The organism is Nonomuraea sp. 10N515B, assembly GCF_052245915.1.
Lineage (GTDB): Bacteria > Actinomycetota > Actinomycetes > Streptosporangiales > Streptosporangiaceae > Nonomuraea.
In genome coordinates, this window is the sequence record NZ_JBQQBQ010000024.1 from 92,430 (window position 1) to 108,486 (window position 16,057).

At 69.8% G+C, this 16,057-nt stretch carries 15 protein-coding genes; all 15 read right to left on the minus strand.

What is annotated here, in order from left to right; translation table 11 throughout:
* Window positions 1–181 precede the first annotated feature (181 nt).
* Window positions 182–700 (minus strand): adenine phosphoribosyltransferase, encoded by a 519-nt coding sequence (locus tag ACTWQA_RS31395; RefSeq protein WP_305921678.1) that lies wholly within the window; start codon window positions 698–700, stop codon window positions 182–184.
* 172 nt (window positions 701–872) lie between these two features.
* The gene (gene secF / locus ACTWQA_RS31400) at window positions 873–1,859 is read right to left on the minus strand and encodes a protein translocase subunit SecF (protein ID WP_443162634.1); all 987 of its coding nucleotides are present in this window, start codon (window positions 1,857–1,859) and stop codon (window positions 873–875) included.
* Between the two features lies 1 nt (window position 1,860).
* On the minus strand, window positions 1,861–3,633 hold the full coding sequence (gene secD, locus ACTWQA_RS31405) for a protein translocase subunit SecD (RefSeq protein ID WP_443162635.1): 1,773 nt from the start codon (window positions 3,631–3,633) through the stop codon (window positions 1,861–1,863).
* Between the two features lie 43 nt (window positions 3,634–3,676).
* Window positions 3,677–4,051 (minus strand): preprotein translocase subunit YajC, encoded by a 375-nt coding sequence (gene yajC, locus ACTWQA_RS31410; RefSeq protein WP_327580728.1) that lies wholly within the window; start codon window positions 4,049–4,051, stop codon window positions 3,677–3,679.
* A gap of 217 nt (window positions 4,052–4,268) precedes the next feature.
* Window positions 4,269–5,300, minus strand: a complete 1,032-nt coding sequence (ruvB, locus tag ACTWQA_RS31415) for a Holliday junction branch migration DNA helicase RuvB (RefSeq protein WP_443162636.1) — start codon at window positions 5,298–5,300, stop codon at window positions 4,269–4,271.
* Between the two features lie 144 nt (window positions 5,301–5,444).
* A complete protein-coding gene (ruvA, locus tag ACTWQA_RS31420) occupies window positions 5,445–6,065 on the minus strand; it encodes a Holliday junction branch migration protein RuvA (RefSeq protein ID WP_443162637.1) in 621 nt (206 codons plus the stop codon).
* A gap of 163 nt (window positions 6,066–6,228) precedes the next feature.
* The gene (gene ruvC, locus ACTWQA_RS31425) at window positions 6,229–6,759 is read right to left on the minus strand and encodes a crossover junction endodeoxyribonuclease RuvC (RefSeq protein WP_443162638.1); all 531 of its coding nucleotides are present in this window, start codon (window positions 6,757–6,759) and stop codon (window positions 6,229–6,231) included.
* A gap of 203 nt (window positions 6,760–6,962) precedes the next feature.
* Window positions 6,963–8,120: a GNAT family N-acetyltransferase gene (locus tag ACTWQA_RS31430; protein WP_443162639.1), complete on the minus strand. Its 1,158-nt coding sequence runs from the start codon at window positions 8,118–8,120 to the stop codon at window positions 6,963–6,965.
* A gap of 11 nt (window positions 8,121–8,131) precedes the next feature.
* Window positions 8,132–9,838 (minus strand): hypothetical protein, encoded by a 1,707-nt coding sequence (locus ACTWQA_RS31435; RefSeq protein WP_443162640.1) that lies wholly within the window; start codon window positions 9,836–9,838, stop codon window positions 8,132–8,134.
* A gap of 156 nt (window positions 9,839–9,994) precedes the next feature.
* Entirely contained in the window at window positions 9,995–10,750 is a 756-nt protein-coding gene (locus tag ACTWQA_RS31440) for a YebC/PmpR family DNA-binding transcriptional regulator (RefSeq protein ID WP_327580723.1), read from the minus strand.
* A 3-nt stretch (window positions 10,751–10,753) separates the two neighbouring features.
* Window positions 10,754–11,368, minus strand: a complete 615-nt coding sequence (gene pdxT, locus ACTWQA_RS31445; protein ID WP_327580722.1) for a pyridoxal 5'-phosphate synthase glutaminase subunit PdxT — start codon at window positions 11,366–11,368, stop codon at window positions 10,754–10,756.
* Between the two features lie 123 nt (window positions 11,369–11,491).
* Complete coding sequence (locus ACTWQA_RS31450; protein WP_443162641.1) at window positions 11,492–13,177, minus strand: alkaline phosphatase D family protein; 1,686 nt, start codon at window positions 13,175–13,177, stop codon at window positions 11,492–11,494.
* A 217-nt stretch (window positions 13,178–13,394) separates the two neighbouring features.
* The gene (gene pdxS, locus ACTWQA_RS31455) at window positions 13,395–14,363 is read right to left on the minus strand and encodes a pyridoxal 5'-phosphate synthase lyase subunit PdxS (protein ID WP_443162642.1); all 969 of its coding nucleotides are present in this window, start codon (window positions 14,361–14,363) and stop codon (window positions 13,395–13,397) included.
* A 72-nt stretch (window positions 14,364–14,435) separates the two neighbouring features.
* Window positions 14,436–15,449, minus strand: coding sequence for a DUF3048 domain-containing protein (locus ACTWQA_RS31460; RefSeq protein ID WP_443162643.1), 1,014 nt, complete (start codon window positions 15,447–15,449; stop codon window positions 14,436–14,438).
* A gap of 63 nt (window positions 15,450–15,512) precedes the next feature.
* Window positions 15,513–16,043: a hypothetical protein gene (locus ACTWQA_RS31465; RefSeq protein WP_443162681.1), complete on the minus strand. Its 531-nt coding sequence runs from the start codon at window positions 16,041–16,043 to the stop codon at window positions 15,513–15,515.
* Window positions 16,044–16,057: the final 14 nt, after the last annotated feature.

Consider the following 16,057-nt stretch of genomic DNA (forward strand, 5'->3'; position numbering starts at 1 on the left):
GGCGCGTTGCCGGCACGCCGCTCGGCTCGGCACTGCCGGAGTCGGTTACGTCGGGCACGACTGCATCACGGGGCACACAGACTCCTCCCGCAATGACTCCTCACGCGATTTGGCTCCTCACGTTCGAGTCCAGATCCCCCAGTGTATCCAGGTGGCAAAGCCCGGCTGTCGCCGACCGGGCTCAGACGATCACCAGGGAATGCAACTCCACTCCCGGCAAACGCTCCCGGCCCTTGAGAAATGCCAGCTCCATCAGCACCGCGATGCCCACGACCTCGGCGCCGGCCCTCTCCACCAACTCCACGGCCGCCTTCGCCGTGCCGCCCGTGGCGAGCACGTCGTCGACGATGAGAACCCGGTCACCGGGCGCGAAAGCGTCACGGTGCACCTCGATGGTCGCGGAGCCGTATTCCAGATCGTAGGACTCTTCGAGGGTCGCGGCGGGCAGTTTCCCCTTCTTGCGCACCGGCACGAACCCGGCCCCCGCCCGGTACGCCACCGGCGCGGCCAGGATGAACCCGCGTGCCTCGATCCCCACGATCTTGTCCACCTGGTGCAGCCCGGCCAGCTCCTCCACCACGGCGGCCATCGCCACAGGGTCCGCCAGAAGCGGGGTGATGTCCTTGAACATGACTCCCGGCTTCGGGTAATCCGGGATGTCCCGGATCCGATCCAAGATCATCGTGCTCAGCTCGCTCATGGGTTTCCTCGCCTCTTTCCACCGGCCGTGTGCCGGGCTCCATGATGATGCATTCCGGCCCCCAAGCGGACCGGTCCCGCCCCGTTCCCGGTCGCCGCCCAGCCTCCTGGGCCGGTCACAACGCGACGCCCCCGCCCGGTCACGGGCGAGGGCGTCGGCTACGCGGTGCGGGCTACCCCTTGGCTACCGCGGCGCTTTTGGAACCTTTCTTGCCACCACCCGTGGAGGCGAGCCTCCTGGCGATGGCCTGGTACTTCGGCTCGCGCTCCTTCAGCGTCACCAGCAGCGGTGTGGCCACGCAGAGCGAGGAGTACGTACCGACGATCATGCCGACGAACAGGGCCAGCGACAGGTCCTTCAGCGTGCCCGCGCCGAGCAGCGTGGTGCCGATGAACAAGATCGCCGCCACCGGCAGGATCGCGACCAGCGAGGTGTTGAGCGACCGGATCAGCGTGTGGTTGAGCGCGTTGTTGGCCGCCATCGAGTACGTCATCTTCGACGTGTGCCCCAGCTTGGCCGTGACCTCCTTGATCATGTCGAACACCACGACCGCGTCGTAGAGCGAGTAACCGAGGATGGTCAGGAAGCCGAGCAGCGTCGCCGGCGTGACCTCGAACCCCGACCAGGCGTAGATGCCGGCCGTGATGACGAGGTCGTGGATGAGCGCGACGATGGCGGCCAGCGCCATCTTCGGCTCGAACGCCATCGACAGATACAGGATGATCGCCACCATGAACACACCCAGGCCGATCCAGGCCTGCTGGGAGACCTCACCGCCCCAGGACGGACCGATGGCCTGAATGCTGACCTCGCCGGCCGGCGTGTTGAAGTCCTTGGCGATCTCGGACTGCACCTGTGCCCGGGTGTCCTCCGACAGGCTCTCGGTGGTCACCCGCCAGCCGTCGCCGGCCGACTGGACGATCACCTGGTGCACGCCCTCCTCGCGGATGGACTCGCGGATGGTCTCGACGGTGGCCGTCGGGGCCTCGAACGAGTAGACCGTGCCGCCCTTGAACTCCACGCCCAGGTTGAGGCCGTTGAACAGCAGACCGGCCAGCGACACGAGCAGCAGGAAGCCGGACAGGCTGTACCACAGCCTCCATTTGCCGACGAAGTCGACGTCGATCTCGCCGCGATAGAGGCGACGCGCGAGTCCCATCTCAGGCCTCCTGCGGAGTGGTCGTGCGGCCGGTCGTGCTGCTGACTTCGCTCATGCGCTCGGCGTCGAGACCGGACAGCGGGTGCCCCTTGGCGAAGAACTTCACCTTCGCCAGCATGGCGATGAACGGCTTCGTGAACAGGAACACCACCACGACGTCGATCAGCGTGGTCAGGCCCATCGCGAACGCGAACCCGGCCACACCGCCCACCGCCAGGAAGTAGAGCACGATCGCGGCGATGAACATGACGGCGTCGGCGATCAGGATCGTGCGCCGGGCACGGACCCAGGCCACCTCGACGGCCGCCCGGAGCGTGCGCCGCCCTTCCTTCATTTCGTCACGTATGCGTTCGAAGTAGACGATGAAGGAGTCGGCGGTGATGCCGATCGAGACCACCAAGCCGATGATGTGCGGAAGCGACAACCGGAAGTTGGCGTTCGTGCCCAGCACGACCACCGACGTGTACGTGATGACCGTGGCCACCACGAGGCTCAGCACCGCCACGATGCCCAGGCCGCGGTAGTAGAGCAGGCAGTAGAGCACCACGAGCGCAAGCCCGATGACGCCCGCGATCAGGCCGCCCCGCAGCTGGTCCTGGCCCAGGGTCGAGGAGACCGTGTCGACGGAGCTGCGGTTGAACTTCAGCGGCAGCGCGCCGTACTTCAGCTGGTCGGCCAGCGTGGTGGCGCTGGCCTGGGTGAAGCCGCCGGTGATCTCGGCCCGGCCGCCGGGGATCGGGCTGATGATGTTGGGCGCGGTGATGACGACGCCGTCGAGGACGACCGCGACCTGGTTGCGCGGCGCCTGCGAGTTGTAGGCCTCCGTGGTGAGCTTGCCCCACTCGCCCGCGCCCTTGCTCTTGAAGTCGAGCTGGACGATCCACTCGGTGGTGCCCTGGCGGATGCCCGCGGAGGCGGTGTCGATGTCGGTGCCGACGACCCTGGCGACGTCGAGGACGTATTTGGCGCTGCCGTCGGCATCGCAGGCGGCGAACTGCTTCTTCGGGTCGTCCTGGACGCCCTGGCCGCGCTTCTTGGGGTCGGCGCAGTCGAGCGCCTGGAACTGCTTGAGCACCGCGGGGTCGATACCCTCGGTGTTGATCCCGGCGTTGGGGTCCTCAGCGGGCGGCGTGCTGGCCGGGGCGGTCGGGCTCGCCGTCGGCGTGGCCTTGGCGTTCTGGCCCTTCTTGTCCTGCTTCTGGCCGGCTTGCGTGGCCGTCGGCTGCGCGCTCGGGGTCGGCGCGGTCAGCGCCGACGACAGGGCCTTGCCCGTCGGAGAGGCGCTGGGCGCCGGCGAGCCCGCCGACTGGGACGGCTTGGCCGACCCCGTCGCGGAAGCCGAGGGCGAGGCGGCCGGCGTGGGAGCGTTGGTGGCCAGCTCCTGCGGAATCTGCGTGGCCTGCAGGGCGAGCACCTGGCGGAAACGCAGCTCCGCGGTGGTGGCGACCAGCTGGATGGCCTCATTCTGTCCGACGCCCGGGATGGAGATGATGATGTTGTCGCCTGACTTGGCGACCTCCGCATCGGAGATGCCGGTGCCGTTGACCCGGTCGCGGATGATGTTGACCGCGCGGTCCATGATCTCCTCAGGAGGAGAGGCACCGTTCTGCGTCACGGGGGACAGGGTCACCGTCGTGCCGCCGGCGAGGTCGAGTCCGAGCTTGGGCGTATACGCCTTCTGCAGGAACATCGTCCCGCCCAGGGCGAGGATGAGCGCCAGCAGCACCAGGAGCGTTCGCCCCGGTCGGCTGTGGCGGCTGGTCGGTCGGGCCACTGGTCGTCAGTTCTTTCGGATAGAGGTTTGTCGCAGAGCTTAGTCAGGACTGCTTGGTGTTGGTGTCCTGACCGTCGTTGCGATCCGCGCTGGGCTCGGACTCGTTCGTGTCCTCCCCGGACTCGTCCGCATCCCGCTCCCCTGCTGCCGGAGGCTCTCCGGGGGCGACGACGCGGCCGATCGCGGCCTTCACCCAGCGGGTTTCGATGCCGGGCGCGACCTCGAGGACGACGTCCTCATTGTCCACCGAGACAACGGTCGCGAACAGACCGGTCGTGGTCATGACGCGGGTGCCGGGCGCCAGGGAGTTTTGCATCTTGATCGCCTCTTGCTGGCGCTTGCGCTGGGGGCGGATCAGCAGGAAGTAGAACACCACCACCAGAAGAATCAGCGGCAGGATGCTACCGAGTTGTCCCATGTCCATAAGGGGCGACCTTTCATTGCCGTACAAAAAGTTGACACCGGCCTCGCGCCGGAAATTCCGTGCGTTGCGTCGGGCCGCGCCGCTCAGCCCGTCAGCCTACACAGCCAGCCAAGCCACGGAGTGTAGGCGCTTGTTGCGAAACGCGGCAACGAGGCAGCGTTTCGGCGCGCGGGGAAGTTCCCGATTTGAAACGGTTGCAACCGTTCTGTGATCAGCCGAAAAGTGACGCTCCGAACGCATCCGATGGTGGTGTCATACCGAGGTGCGCCCACGCGGCCGCGGTCGCCACCCGGCCGCGCGGCGTCCTGGCCAGCAGTCCTTGGCGTACGAGGAACGGCTCGGCCACCACCTCGACCGTCTCCGGCTCCTCCCCCACGGCCACCGCGAGCGTGGACAGGCCGACCGGGCCGCCGCCGAATTTCCTCAGCAGCACGCCCAGCACCGCCCGGTCGAGCCGGTCGAGCCCTTCGGCGTCCACCTCGTAGAGGTTGAGCGCCGCGGCGGCGATCTCTCGGTTGATCACGCCGTCGGCCCGCACGTCGGCGAAGTCGCGTACGCGTCTCAGCAGGCGGTTGGCGATGCGGGGTGTGCCGCGCGAGCGCCTGGCGATCTCGTGGGCGCCCTCGGCGGGGAGGTCGAGGCGGAGCAGCTTGGCCGAGCGGTAGAGCACCTGCTCCAGCTCGGCCGCCTCGTAGAAGTCCATGTGGGCGGTGAAGCCGAACCTGTCGCGCAGCGGGGCCGGCAGCAGCCCGGCCCGGGTGGTGGCGCCGACCAGGGTGAACGGCGCGATGTCGAGCGGGATGGCGGTGGCGCCCGGGCCCTTGCCGACGACGATGTCGACCCGGAAGTCCTCCATGGCGAGGTAGAGCATCTCCTCGGCGGGCCGGGCCATCCTGTGGATCTCGTCGATGAACAGCACCTCGCCCTCGGCCAGCGTGGACAGGATGGCGGCGAGGTCGCCGGCCCGCTCCAGCGCGGGGCCCGAGGTGATGCGGAGCGGCGCGTTCAGCTCGGCCGCGACGATCATGGCCAGGGTGGTCTTGCCGAGTCCCGGGGACCCGCTCATCAGCACGTGGTCGGGCGGCCGCCGCCGCCGCAGGGCGCTCTCGAGCACGAGCGACAGCTGCTCTCTCACCCGGCCCTGGCCGATGAACTCGCTGAGCCGCTTGGGCCGCAGGGCCGCCTCGATCTGCAGCTCGTCGCCCGCGGCATCGGCCGACACGAGCTCACGCTCAAATCCCACGCCCACCACACCCCCTCACCGGATCGCCCACCTCAGGGTCCGAAGTTCTCACCGTACGGCCCTCAGCACTCACCGCGCAGCGACGGGGCGAGGCGGCCTTGCCAACGTGGAAAACAGCGCCACCGGAACAGGACCGGAACGCGATCATCGCACGCTCAGCGATCGAAGCGCCGCCTTCAGCAGAGCGGCGACCTGGGGCTGGCGACCGGCGGCGAGCTCGGCGTCGGCGTCCGGCTCCACGGTGGCGAGCGCCTCGTCGGCGTCCTTGCTGGAGTAGCCCAGCCCCACCAGCCCCGAGTGGACCTGCTCCCGCCACACCGCCACCCGCCGCTCTCCGTTGAGCGCGGCGTTGACGGCCTCCTCGGGCGTCCCGAGCCGGTCCTTGAGCTCCAGCACGATGCGCTGGGCGCCTTTCTGCCCGATGCCCGGCACCTGCGTGAGCGCCTTGAGGTCGGCGCCTGCCACGGCCACCCGCAGCGCGTTGGGCGTGTGCACGGCGAGCATGGCGAGTGCCAGCTTGGGCCCGACGCCGCTGGCGGTCTGCAGCAGCTCGAACACGGCCCGCTCGTCGTCGGTGGCGAAGCCGTAGAGGGTGAGCGACTCCTCGCGCACCACCAGCGACGTCGCCAGCCGGGCCGCCTCTCCGACGCGCAGCGTGGCGAGCGTGCCCGGGGTGCAGTGGACGAGCATGCCGACCCCACCGACTTCGATCACCGCCCCGTCCGGCGCGATCGCCGCCACCCGTCCCGCCACCGACGCGATCACAGCTCGCCCTCCGCACCTGACACGATCATCACTCGACTCGCCGCTCGATCCAGCAGGCGGCCCACCACGCGATCCAGCGGGCGACCCACCGCACGACCCAGCGGACCACGCACGGCGCGATCCAGCGGGCGACCCACCGCGTGACTCATCGTGGCCGGCGCGTTCATCGCCTGACGTCCTTTCGTGTGGCCCGGGCCAGGGCCTCGGCGAGGCGTGATTGGGCGCCGCCGCGCCACACGTGGCAGATGGCCAGCGCGAGCGCGTCGGCGGCGTCGGCGGGCTTGGGCATCTCGGGCAGCCGCAGCAGGCGGGTCACCATGGCGCCGATCTGCTTCTTGTCGGCGGTGCCGCTGCCGGTGATGGCGGCCTTGACCTCGGACGGGGTGTGCAGCGCCACCGGCAGGCCCCGCCTGGCCGCGCACAGCACGGCGATGCCGGCGGCCTGGGCGGTGCCCATGACGGTGCGTACGTTGTGCTGGCTGAAGACCCGCTCGACCGCCACCGCGTCGGGGCGGATGTCGTCGAGCCACTGCTCGATCCCCGCCTCGATGCCGACGAGCCGCGTGCCGAGCTCCTCGTCCGCGCCGGTGCGGATCACTCCGACGCCCACCAGCGTCAATGGCGCGCCCGGACGCCCCTCGACGGCGCCCAGACCGCACCGGGTCAGCCCCGGATCGACGCCCATCACCCGCACCGGCCTGTCCCTCCCGCGCCGCCGAACACCTGTTCGGCACCAGACTCTACCCCGGCCGAGGTGGCCGCGCACCGTGAAACGCCCGGCCGACCGCCTCTGACCCGAGCCCCACACGGGACAGCCACCATCGGCACGTCGTCACAGGCACGCCCCACACCCGAGACACGCCGTCACAGACACACCCCACACCCCGAGACAGCCTGTCAGAAGTAGTCGAGCATGTACGGCTTGGCGGCGAAGACGGCGTCCAGGGCCTCGTCGTGCCGGTCGTCGCCGGACATGAGCCCGGCCAGCCGCAGCGTGCTCGTGGGAACCCCGCAGTACAGAGCGGCCAGGCCGTTCGCGCCGAGCACCGCGCCCGGCGCGCCGGAGCCGGACTCCCCCACTGGCGTGGCGGCGCCGGACCCGCCGGAGAACTCCAGCCGCCACGTGCCGCCACCCCGCACCGGGTCCTCCACGGTGACGACGGCCTCGCAGCTCACGGGCAGCGGATATCCCCTGCGCTCGATCGCGGCGGCCACGTCGAGCACCCTGAACATCCAGCGCACCTGCTTGACGTGCTCCTTGCCCCGCTCCCGCAGCAGCCACAGCACCGGGTCGTCAGGCGCCACGGGCGCGAGGACGTGCTGCGCGATCGAGGAGGCGGTGCCGACCAGGGACCACAACGTCCTGGCGGTCTCCGCGGATCCGGCGACGAGGTTGTCGACCTGGATGTCGTCGCCCTTCCACCGGTAGATCAGGAAGCCGTCGTCAGCGAGGTAGAGGAAGTCGTCCTCGTCCTCGAGCCACAGGTTCCAGGTGCCCTCGTCCCAGGAGACCGGACCGCTGGCGCGGGCGGCGGCGTGGACGCGGTGCAGCACGGAGATGACCTCGGCGCCGTCGCCGGCCCCCATCCTGCTCAGCTTGACCTGCCCGGAGGGGCGGATCTGCCGCAGCGCCTCGGCGGGGAGGCGCACGTTGTGCTGCGCCCCGGCGTGCTCGTAGCCGAGGGCCCGATAGATCGGCGTGGTGGCCGGGTAGAGCACGGAGACCGCGTCGCCGAGCGCCACGGCCCGGTCGATGACGGCCCGCATGATCAGCGTGCCGACGCCGCGCCCGCGATCTTCGGGCGAGACGGTGACCCCCGCGATCCCGGCCATCGGCTGCGGCCTGCCGTGCCACCACTGCGTGAACTGCCGCAGCCGGGCCGCGGCCGTGAGCCTGGAGCCGTCGAGGGCGCCGAGATAGCGGCCCTCGCCGAGCAAGGGGATCGTCGAGCGACGCCAGCGCTCGGCGTCAGCAGCCGAAAGCGGGCCGAACGAGCGCTTCCGGATGTCGAGGACGTCGTCGAGGTCCTCCGGAGTCAGATCGCGAATTTCCACAATGATCCAACTTACGCAGCCGGGATACGCCGCCGCGAACCATTTGCGCGTACGGCGAGCCGGTCGAGATAGAGCAGCTGAGCGGCGACCACGATGGCCAGCGCGACGACGACCATGAGCAGCGGCGTGGTGACGCCGACGCCGGGCGAGGCGACGGCGTACCGGCCGAGCTCGTTCACCTGGGCGACGGGTGCCGTGAACAGGCCGGGCTGCTGGGCGACCAGCAGCGGCCAGAGCAGGTCCTGGGCGTTCACCAGCGCGACGGCCCCCACCAGGATGCCGGCCATGGGCAGCGAGGGCAGGACGACACCGCTGAAGAAGTCCCTGTCGTTCCGCTCTGCCAGTCCCTTGCACAGCAGGGTGAGCACCAGCAGGGCCGGCACGCTCACCAGCAGGGGCGGGAAGAGCGCGAGGAAGGTGTCGACCAGGCCGAGGTTGCGCATGTTCTGCCAGTTCGCCACGCCGAGGGGGCCGGTGCCGACGAACAGCCAGGGCGCGAACACCAGCAGCAGCCACTCGCTCCCGCGCCCGAGCGGGCGCAGCCCGCCGATCCCGAGAGCGGCCAGGTAGGCCACCCCGACCGACACCAGCGCGCCGGCGACGGCGGGCACCCAGGTGTTGACCTGCGTACGCAGCCCGCCCGCCGCACTGCCGGGCGAGCCCAGCACGCCGGAGATCCACGGCCAGGACAGCAGGATCCCCACGGCCAGGAAGAGGACCAGCGCCGCCACCCCGACCACCATCCCGGCCGTCTTCGGCGGCCGGTCCGAGCCGCCGGAGCCGGAAGGCGCGGCGGCGGCGGATCCATCGGGCAGCGGTGCGGAGCCCTGCGGCCAGGCGTCCGGACGCGCGACGGCCTGAGGGGCCGGAGGGGCGGGAGTGCCGCCGGCAGGCGTGAGCGTGATGCGTAGCCGGGAGGCCGCGACGACGACGGTGGCGACGATCCCCAGCACGCCGAGGGCTGCACCTGTGAGCGTCGCAACGGCCGCACCACGGCCGAACTGGGCCATCCTGAAGGCGAAGTCGTATTGGAGGCCCGCGAGGGTCCCTGTGGAGCGCTGAGGGCCTCCGTTGGTGAGGACCAGCCCGATCGAGAAGGTCTGCAGGCCGACGGCGACGGTGGCGAGCGCCACGAGCACGCCGACGACGAGCATGGCGGGCGCGACGGTGCCGCCGCGCAGGGTGGGCAGGAACGCGATGACCGCCAGCGAGCACACCACGCCGAACGTCGCCGCGGCGACGATCAGGCGCAGCGCGCCCGGGGCCGTGTCCGGCTCGCTCAGCCCCTGCGCCAGGGCGACCAGGCCGGACGCCTCCCGACTCAGGCCTTGGATCCAGGCCGCCGCCACGCCCACGGGCGAGAACGTGACGATCGCGAGGGACAGCGCGATCCGCCCGGCCCGCCGCGTCCAGGCGCCGCCCCAGTCGAGAGCCGCCGCCAGCAGCGGCGCCACGACCACGGCCACGAGCAGCGGCACGACGGTCAGCGAGAGCGTGAAGCCGAGCGCCCGCCAGAACGCGTCGTCGCCCAGCACCTCACCGTAGTTGGACATCCCCGCATAGGCGCTCTCCTTGAGAACGCCGCCGCTTTGGAAGCTGAGCCAGATCGTCTGCGCCGTCGGCAGCACCAGCGTGATGAGCGTGCCGAAGAGGGCGGGCACGGCCAGCAGCCAGCCGAGCGCCCGGTAGGACGTCTGCGGTGGGGTGGGGGAAGTCACGTCGCCCGACCCTACGCCGCCACCGGCCTCGCGCGCATCTCAAGGCCGCCACGGGCCCCGGGCTTGATCCCACGCGAGGAAACCGCACGTGAGAACTGAGCACGCAAGAGCCAGGGCCCGGCAGGAACGGGGCCCAGTGCCTTGCGGAGAAGGCGGCTATTCGGCGCCCAGACGCTCCAGCACCGCGTCGCTGACGTCGAAGTTGGCGAAGACGTTCTGCACGTCGTCGCTGTCCTCCAGCGCGTCGATGAGGCGGAACACCTTCTTGGCGCCCTCCTCGTCCAGCGGCACGCTCATCGTCGGCAGGAAGCTCGACTCGGCCGAGTCGTAGTCGATCCCGGCCTCCTGCAGCGCCTTGCGCACCGGCACCAGATCCCCGGCCTCGGAGACGACCTCGAAGGAGTCACCCATGTCGTTGACCTCCTCGGCGCCCGCCTCCAGCACGGCCATCAGCACGGTGTCCTCGTCGAGCCCGTTCTTGGGCACGATGACGACGCCCTTGCGGTTGAACATGTAGGACACGGACCCGGGGTCGGCCAGGGAGCCGCCGTTGCGGGTCAGCGCGACGCGCACCTCGGAGGCGGCGCGGTTGCGGTTGTCGGTGAGGCACTCGATGAGCACCGCGACGCCGCCCGGCGCGTAACCCTCGTACATGATCGTCTGCCAGTCGGCGCCGCCGGCCTCCAGACCGCCGCCGCGCTTGCGGGCCCGCTCGATGTTGTCGTTGGGCACGGAGTTCTTCTTCGCCTTGAAGATGGCGTCGAAGAGGGTGGGGTTGGCATCCGGGTCAGGGCCACCGGTGCGGGCCGCCACTTCGATGTTCTTGATGAGCTTGGCGAACAGCTTGCCCCGCTTGGCGTCGAGCGCTGCCTTCTTGTGCTTCGTCGTCGCCCATTTGGAGTGGCCGGACATTACTTAGAGCTCCCTAACCATGTCTACGAAGTAACGGTGCACGCGAGCGTCCCCGGTGAGTTCGGGGTGGAACGATGTCGCGAGCAGCGGACCTTGACGGACCGCGACGATCCTATCCCCAGGCTCGCACCGGCCCAGCACTTCGACATCACCGCCGACGGATTCGACCCAGGGGGCGCGGATGAACACCGCGTGCACCCGGTCGCCCGCGAAGTCCAGATCCTCCTCGAACGAGTCCACCTGGCGGCCGAACGCGTTGCGCCTGACCACCATGTCGATGCCGCCGATCGTCTGCTGCCCGGCGATGCCGTCCTCGATCCTGTCAGCCAGCATGATCATGCCGGCGCAGGAACCGTAGGCGGGCATGCCCTCCTTGATCCGCATCCGCAGCGGCTGGAGCATGTCGAAGGTCTCGGCGAGCTTCCACATGGTGGTGGACTCCCCACCGGGGATGACGAGTCCGTCGACCGCGTCCAGCTCGGCCGGTCTGCGGACGGCATGGGCCGTCGCGCCTGCCTCCTGAAGCATGCGCACATGCTCGCGCACGTCTCCTTGGAGAGCGAGTACGCCGATCGTGGGCACAGTCGATCCTTCCGTCCGGGTGCGGGTACCGACCATTCAACACCAGGATGGCTTGGCATCTTCCTTCAGCGGCGGCCGGGCACCGCCCCGGCGCCGACGGCGCGTCCTGAGCAGGAGGACCGAAGCCCGGCCGCGACGGCGGCCGGGCCGGTGTGGTCGCTAGGGGCGCTCGGTCTCCAGGCGGACGGTCTCCTCGCTCGTCATCGGCTGCCTGCGCAGGATGGTCGGGTCGAGCGGCCGCAGGTACGTCTGCTGCACCCCCGGCACCCGGTCCTCGATGACGAACGTGGCCCGGGTGTAGACCTCGGCGCCGGGATCGGTGACCCGGGGCACGACCTTGAAGTCGGCCGCCATCTGCTCACGCTCGATCTTCGTCAGCACGTATCCGCGCTGGTTGTTGTAGAACTTCAGGTGCGGGTTGATCGTCAGGAACGGGTGCGTGGCCGGGTCGGAGTCGGTGCCGTTCCCGCCGGTGGAGATCGACGTGGCCACCAGTTCGGAGCCCACCGACGGCCCGGTCGGGTCGTCGTAGTCGAGCTTGAGGTCGCTGGCCCAGTGCGCGTGCACGTCGCCGGTCAGCACCACGGGGTTGCGCACCTGCGCGTCGACCCAGCCCTGCGTGATGCGGCGGCGGGAGGCCACGTAGCCGTCCCAGGCGTCCTGGCTGGTGACCTTGGCGGGCCCGGCGTTGTTGTCACGCTGGGCGAAGAACACCTGCTGCCCGAGGATGTCCCACTGGGCCCGCGACTGGCGGAAGCCGTCCAGCAGCCACGCCTCCTGCTCGGCCCCGGTGATCGAGCGGGCGGGGTCGATGGAGGCCGGGCAGTTCTTGTAGCCGTCGCCGCAGCCCTGGTCGTCGCGGTACTGGCGGGTGTCGAGCATGTGGAAGGTGGCCATCCTGCCCCAGCGGATGCGCCGGTAGAGCTGCATGTCGATGCCGCGCGGGATGGAGGTGCGGCGCAGCGGCATGTTCTCGTAGTAGGCGCGGAAGGCGGCCTCGCGGCGGGACAGGAAGTTCGGCTGGGGGATCTCGGGCCGCTCCGGCACCTCGTCGGCCCAGTTGTTGTCCAGCTCGTGGTCGTCCCACACCACCAGCCACGGCGCGGCGGCGTGCGCGGCCTGCAGGTCGGGGTCGGCCTTGTACTGGGCGTGGCGCTGGCGGTAGTTGGCCAGGGTCTCGGTCTCGGGGCCCTCGTGGTGGCGGATGTTGCCGCCGGGGATGTTGTAGGTGTTCTTGGTGTACTCGTACTGGTAGTCGCCCAGGTGCAGGATCAGGTCGGGGTGCTCCTCGGCCAGCCTGCGGTAGGACGTGAAGTAGCCGTGCTCGAACTGCGCGCAGGAGACGAAGGCCATGGCCAGCCCGCCGCCGTACGACAGCGGGTGCGGGGCCGTGCGCGTGCGGCCGACGGGCGAGACGTACGGGCCGACGCGGAAGCGGTACCAGTACTCGCGGTCGGAGCTGAGGTTCTGCAGCTCGACGTGCACGCTGTGACCCCATTCCGGCGCGGCCACGCTCACGCCGGAGCGGACGACGCGGCGAAGGCGCTCGTCGGCGTACACCTGCCACAGCACCGGGAACGGGCGCTGCGGCATGCCGCCGAGGCCGTCCTCGGCGAGAGGCTCCTGGGCGAGCCTGGTCCACAACACGAAGCCCTCGTGGTCGGGGTCGCCGGAGGCGACGCCGAGCGTGAACGGGTCGGTGCGCAGCCCGCGCGAGGCCAGGCTCTGGGCGGTTTCGGCGGCAGGGTCCGGATCGTCGGCGTGCGCGGCGGCGGCCGGGATGGCCGCCGCGGCGCCTGCCGCTAAGCCGGTGACGAGGAAATGCCGTCGGTTCAGCTTGGGCATCAGTGGCTCCTGGGACAATCGAGGGTGAGGGGGTTTCCCGTAGCCTTACTGACGATCATGACTGCGCAGTTAACACCGCACAACACGAAAAAGACGACATCCTTCGCGGATGTCGCCTCTTTCGGAAATTTCCGTCGTCACCGTCGTCCGGCAGCGCCCCCGCCCGCAGTGATCATCTCACCGGAGGCAGGTCCGTGGCCTGCAACGACGCGCCGGACTACCAGCCGCGCTCGGCCAGGCGGTGCGGCTGCGGGATGTCGTCGACGTTGATGCCGACCATGGCCTCGCCCAGGCCGCGCGAGACCTTGGCGATGACGTCGGGGTCGTCGTGGAACGTGGTGGCCTTGACGATGGCCGCGGCGCGCTTGGCCGGGTCGCCCGACTTGAAGATGCCCGAGCCGACGAACACGCCCTCGGCGCCCAGCTGCATCATCATCGCGGCGTCGGCCGGGGTGGCGATGCCGCCCGCGGTGAACAGCACGACCGGCAGCTTGCCGGCCTTGGCGACCTCGGCCACCAGCTCGTAGGGGGCCTGCAACTCCTTGGCGGCCACGTACAGCTCGTCCTCGGGCAGCGAGGCCAGCCGCTTGAGCTCGGCGCGGATGGTGCGCATGTGGGTGACGGCGTTGGAGACGTCGCCGGTGCCCGCCTCGCCCTTGGAACGGATCATGGCCGCGCCCTCGGTGATGCGGCGCAGCGCCTCGCCCAAGTTGGTGGCGCCGCACACGAACGGCACCGTGAACTGCCACTTGTCGATGTGGTTGGCGTAGTCGGCCGGGGTGAGCACCTCGGACTCGTCGACGTAGTCCACGCCGAGCGACTGCAGCACCCGGGCCTCGAGGAAGTGGCCGATGCGGGCCTTGGCCATGACGGGGATCGACACGGCGTTGATGATGCCGTCGATCATGTCCGGGTCGCTCATCCGGGACACGCCGCCCTGCGCGCGGATGTCGGCGGGCACGCGCTCGAGCGCCATGACGGCCACCGCGCCGGCGTCCTCAGCGATCTTGGCCTGCTCGGGGGTGACGACGTCCATGATGACGCCGCCCTTGAGCATCTCGGCCATGCCTCGCTTGACGCGGGCGGTTCCGGTGACGGGGCCAGTGGTCGGCGGGGTCTGGGGCGTGCTGCTGGACACGGTCTTCCTCACGGCTCTCAGGGCGAATCGGTAAGTTATCAAGCCCATGGTAGGTCCTGATGGACTCCCACCCCGACATGCCAACATGTCAGGATTTGTCGCCTAGCTTGTACAGGACGATCAGGGGATCACGGGCTTGCGGCTGGCGAGAGCCACCCAGACCTGGCCGGGGGCGAAGTTCATCGGCTCGCCGCTCTCCGTGGTGAACGTCGTGCCGTCCTTCTCCGATTCCCGTTCCCACTTGGCTTTGAAAGCTTTACCGTCGCGCAGCACGATCGCCGAGCCCTTGCCCGTGGTGTGCACCAGTGGCGTGTAGCTGTCGTTCTTGTCGTGGAACTGCGAGCGCTCCGTCTTGGTGTACTGGATGACGATCGTCGGCGCGCCGAGCTGCCCGCCCTCGGCGGCCATGTCCTTCTTGCCGTCCTGCCAGATCATCCACATCTTGCGCGGCTCGGACCAGGCGAAGGTGAAGCGCGCGGCGGGCCACTTGACGGTGTACGCCTTCTTCTCCACGCCGCCCTCGGCCGGCGCGTCGCCGAAGGTGAAGCCGATGTCCTTGGCCTTGCTGGCCTTGGGCGCCTTGGCCACCAGCTGCTTGGTGTTGGCGAACAGGTTGTACGGGGCGAAGCGGCCCGGCTGCCGGAAGTACGCCCCCGGATTGCGGGTGTCTCCGACGTCGAACAGCGACGCCTCGGCGATCAGCGGCAACATCAGACTCTGCGCACCCGAGTAGGAGAAGGCCGGCTTGCCGAACATCGGCGCGATGTGCAGGTCGGAGATGCGGGCGCTGCGGACCGGGCCCACCTTGGCCGGCAGCTTGGAGGAGAAGATCGCCATGAGCCGGGTCAGCCCGGCCTCGACCTGCTCGATGTAGACGATGTCCGCGCTCTTCAGCCCCAGCTGTGGCTTGCCCGCCGCGGTGTTCTCGATCTTCACGGCGAGCACCGGCTTGAGCGCGTCGTACGGCTTGCCGGTGAACGGGTGCACCTCGACCTCGGCGGGCTCCTCACTCGGCGCCGCGGTAGCGGCCTGTGGCACCTGGCCTGGAGCCGGCTCGTCCGACGAGCAGGCCGCGACGGGCAGCAGCACGGCCGCTCCGGCAAGTGTGAGCGTGATCAACCGGGGTAGCCGCACCTGCAACACTCCTCGCTTCAGCCCGAAAAACGGGATGAAGCTTACTGGCTTCCCCAAATCAGGTCATTCAGTTGCCATAGTCGCAGGCGGATTGTCATCAATTTCAAAGAAATCGGGATACTCCGTATGGCCCGCCAGGCGCAGGGTTCTCGCCAGCCAGCGGCGCTGCGCCGTACGGGTGACCGCCACCGCATTGTTATAAAAGCGCCGTGAGTAGACGACCTTGGCCACGGCCGTGTCGAGCTCCTCCAGCAGGTCGCGGCCGCCGGGCGACTCCGACAGCTTCTCCCTGAACCGCTCCTGGTCCACCGCCGCCCGCAGCGCCCGCGACAGGTCGCTCTCGGCGTGCTCGCGCTCCTCGGTCCCGGCGATCCTGGCTTCGTGGGCGGCCGCGGCCAGCACCAGCGACGTGGCCGGGTCCAGCAGGCGCGCGCCGGCCAGCTCCAGCACCACCGCCCGGCGCCGCATCAGCGCGGCGTCCAGCGACTCGCGGGCAAGCTCCAGGCGGATGTGCAGGCGGTCGAGCCGACCGGCCCGCCAGGAGACGTACACGGCCATGAGCACCACGACGATGCCCACGATCAGAATGACCATGGTGGAGGTCACAG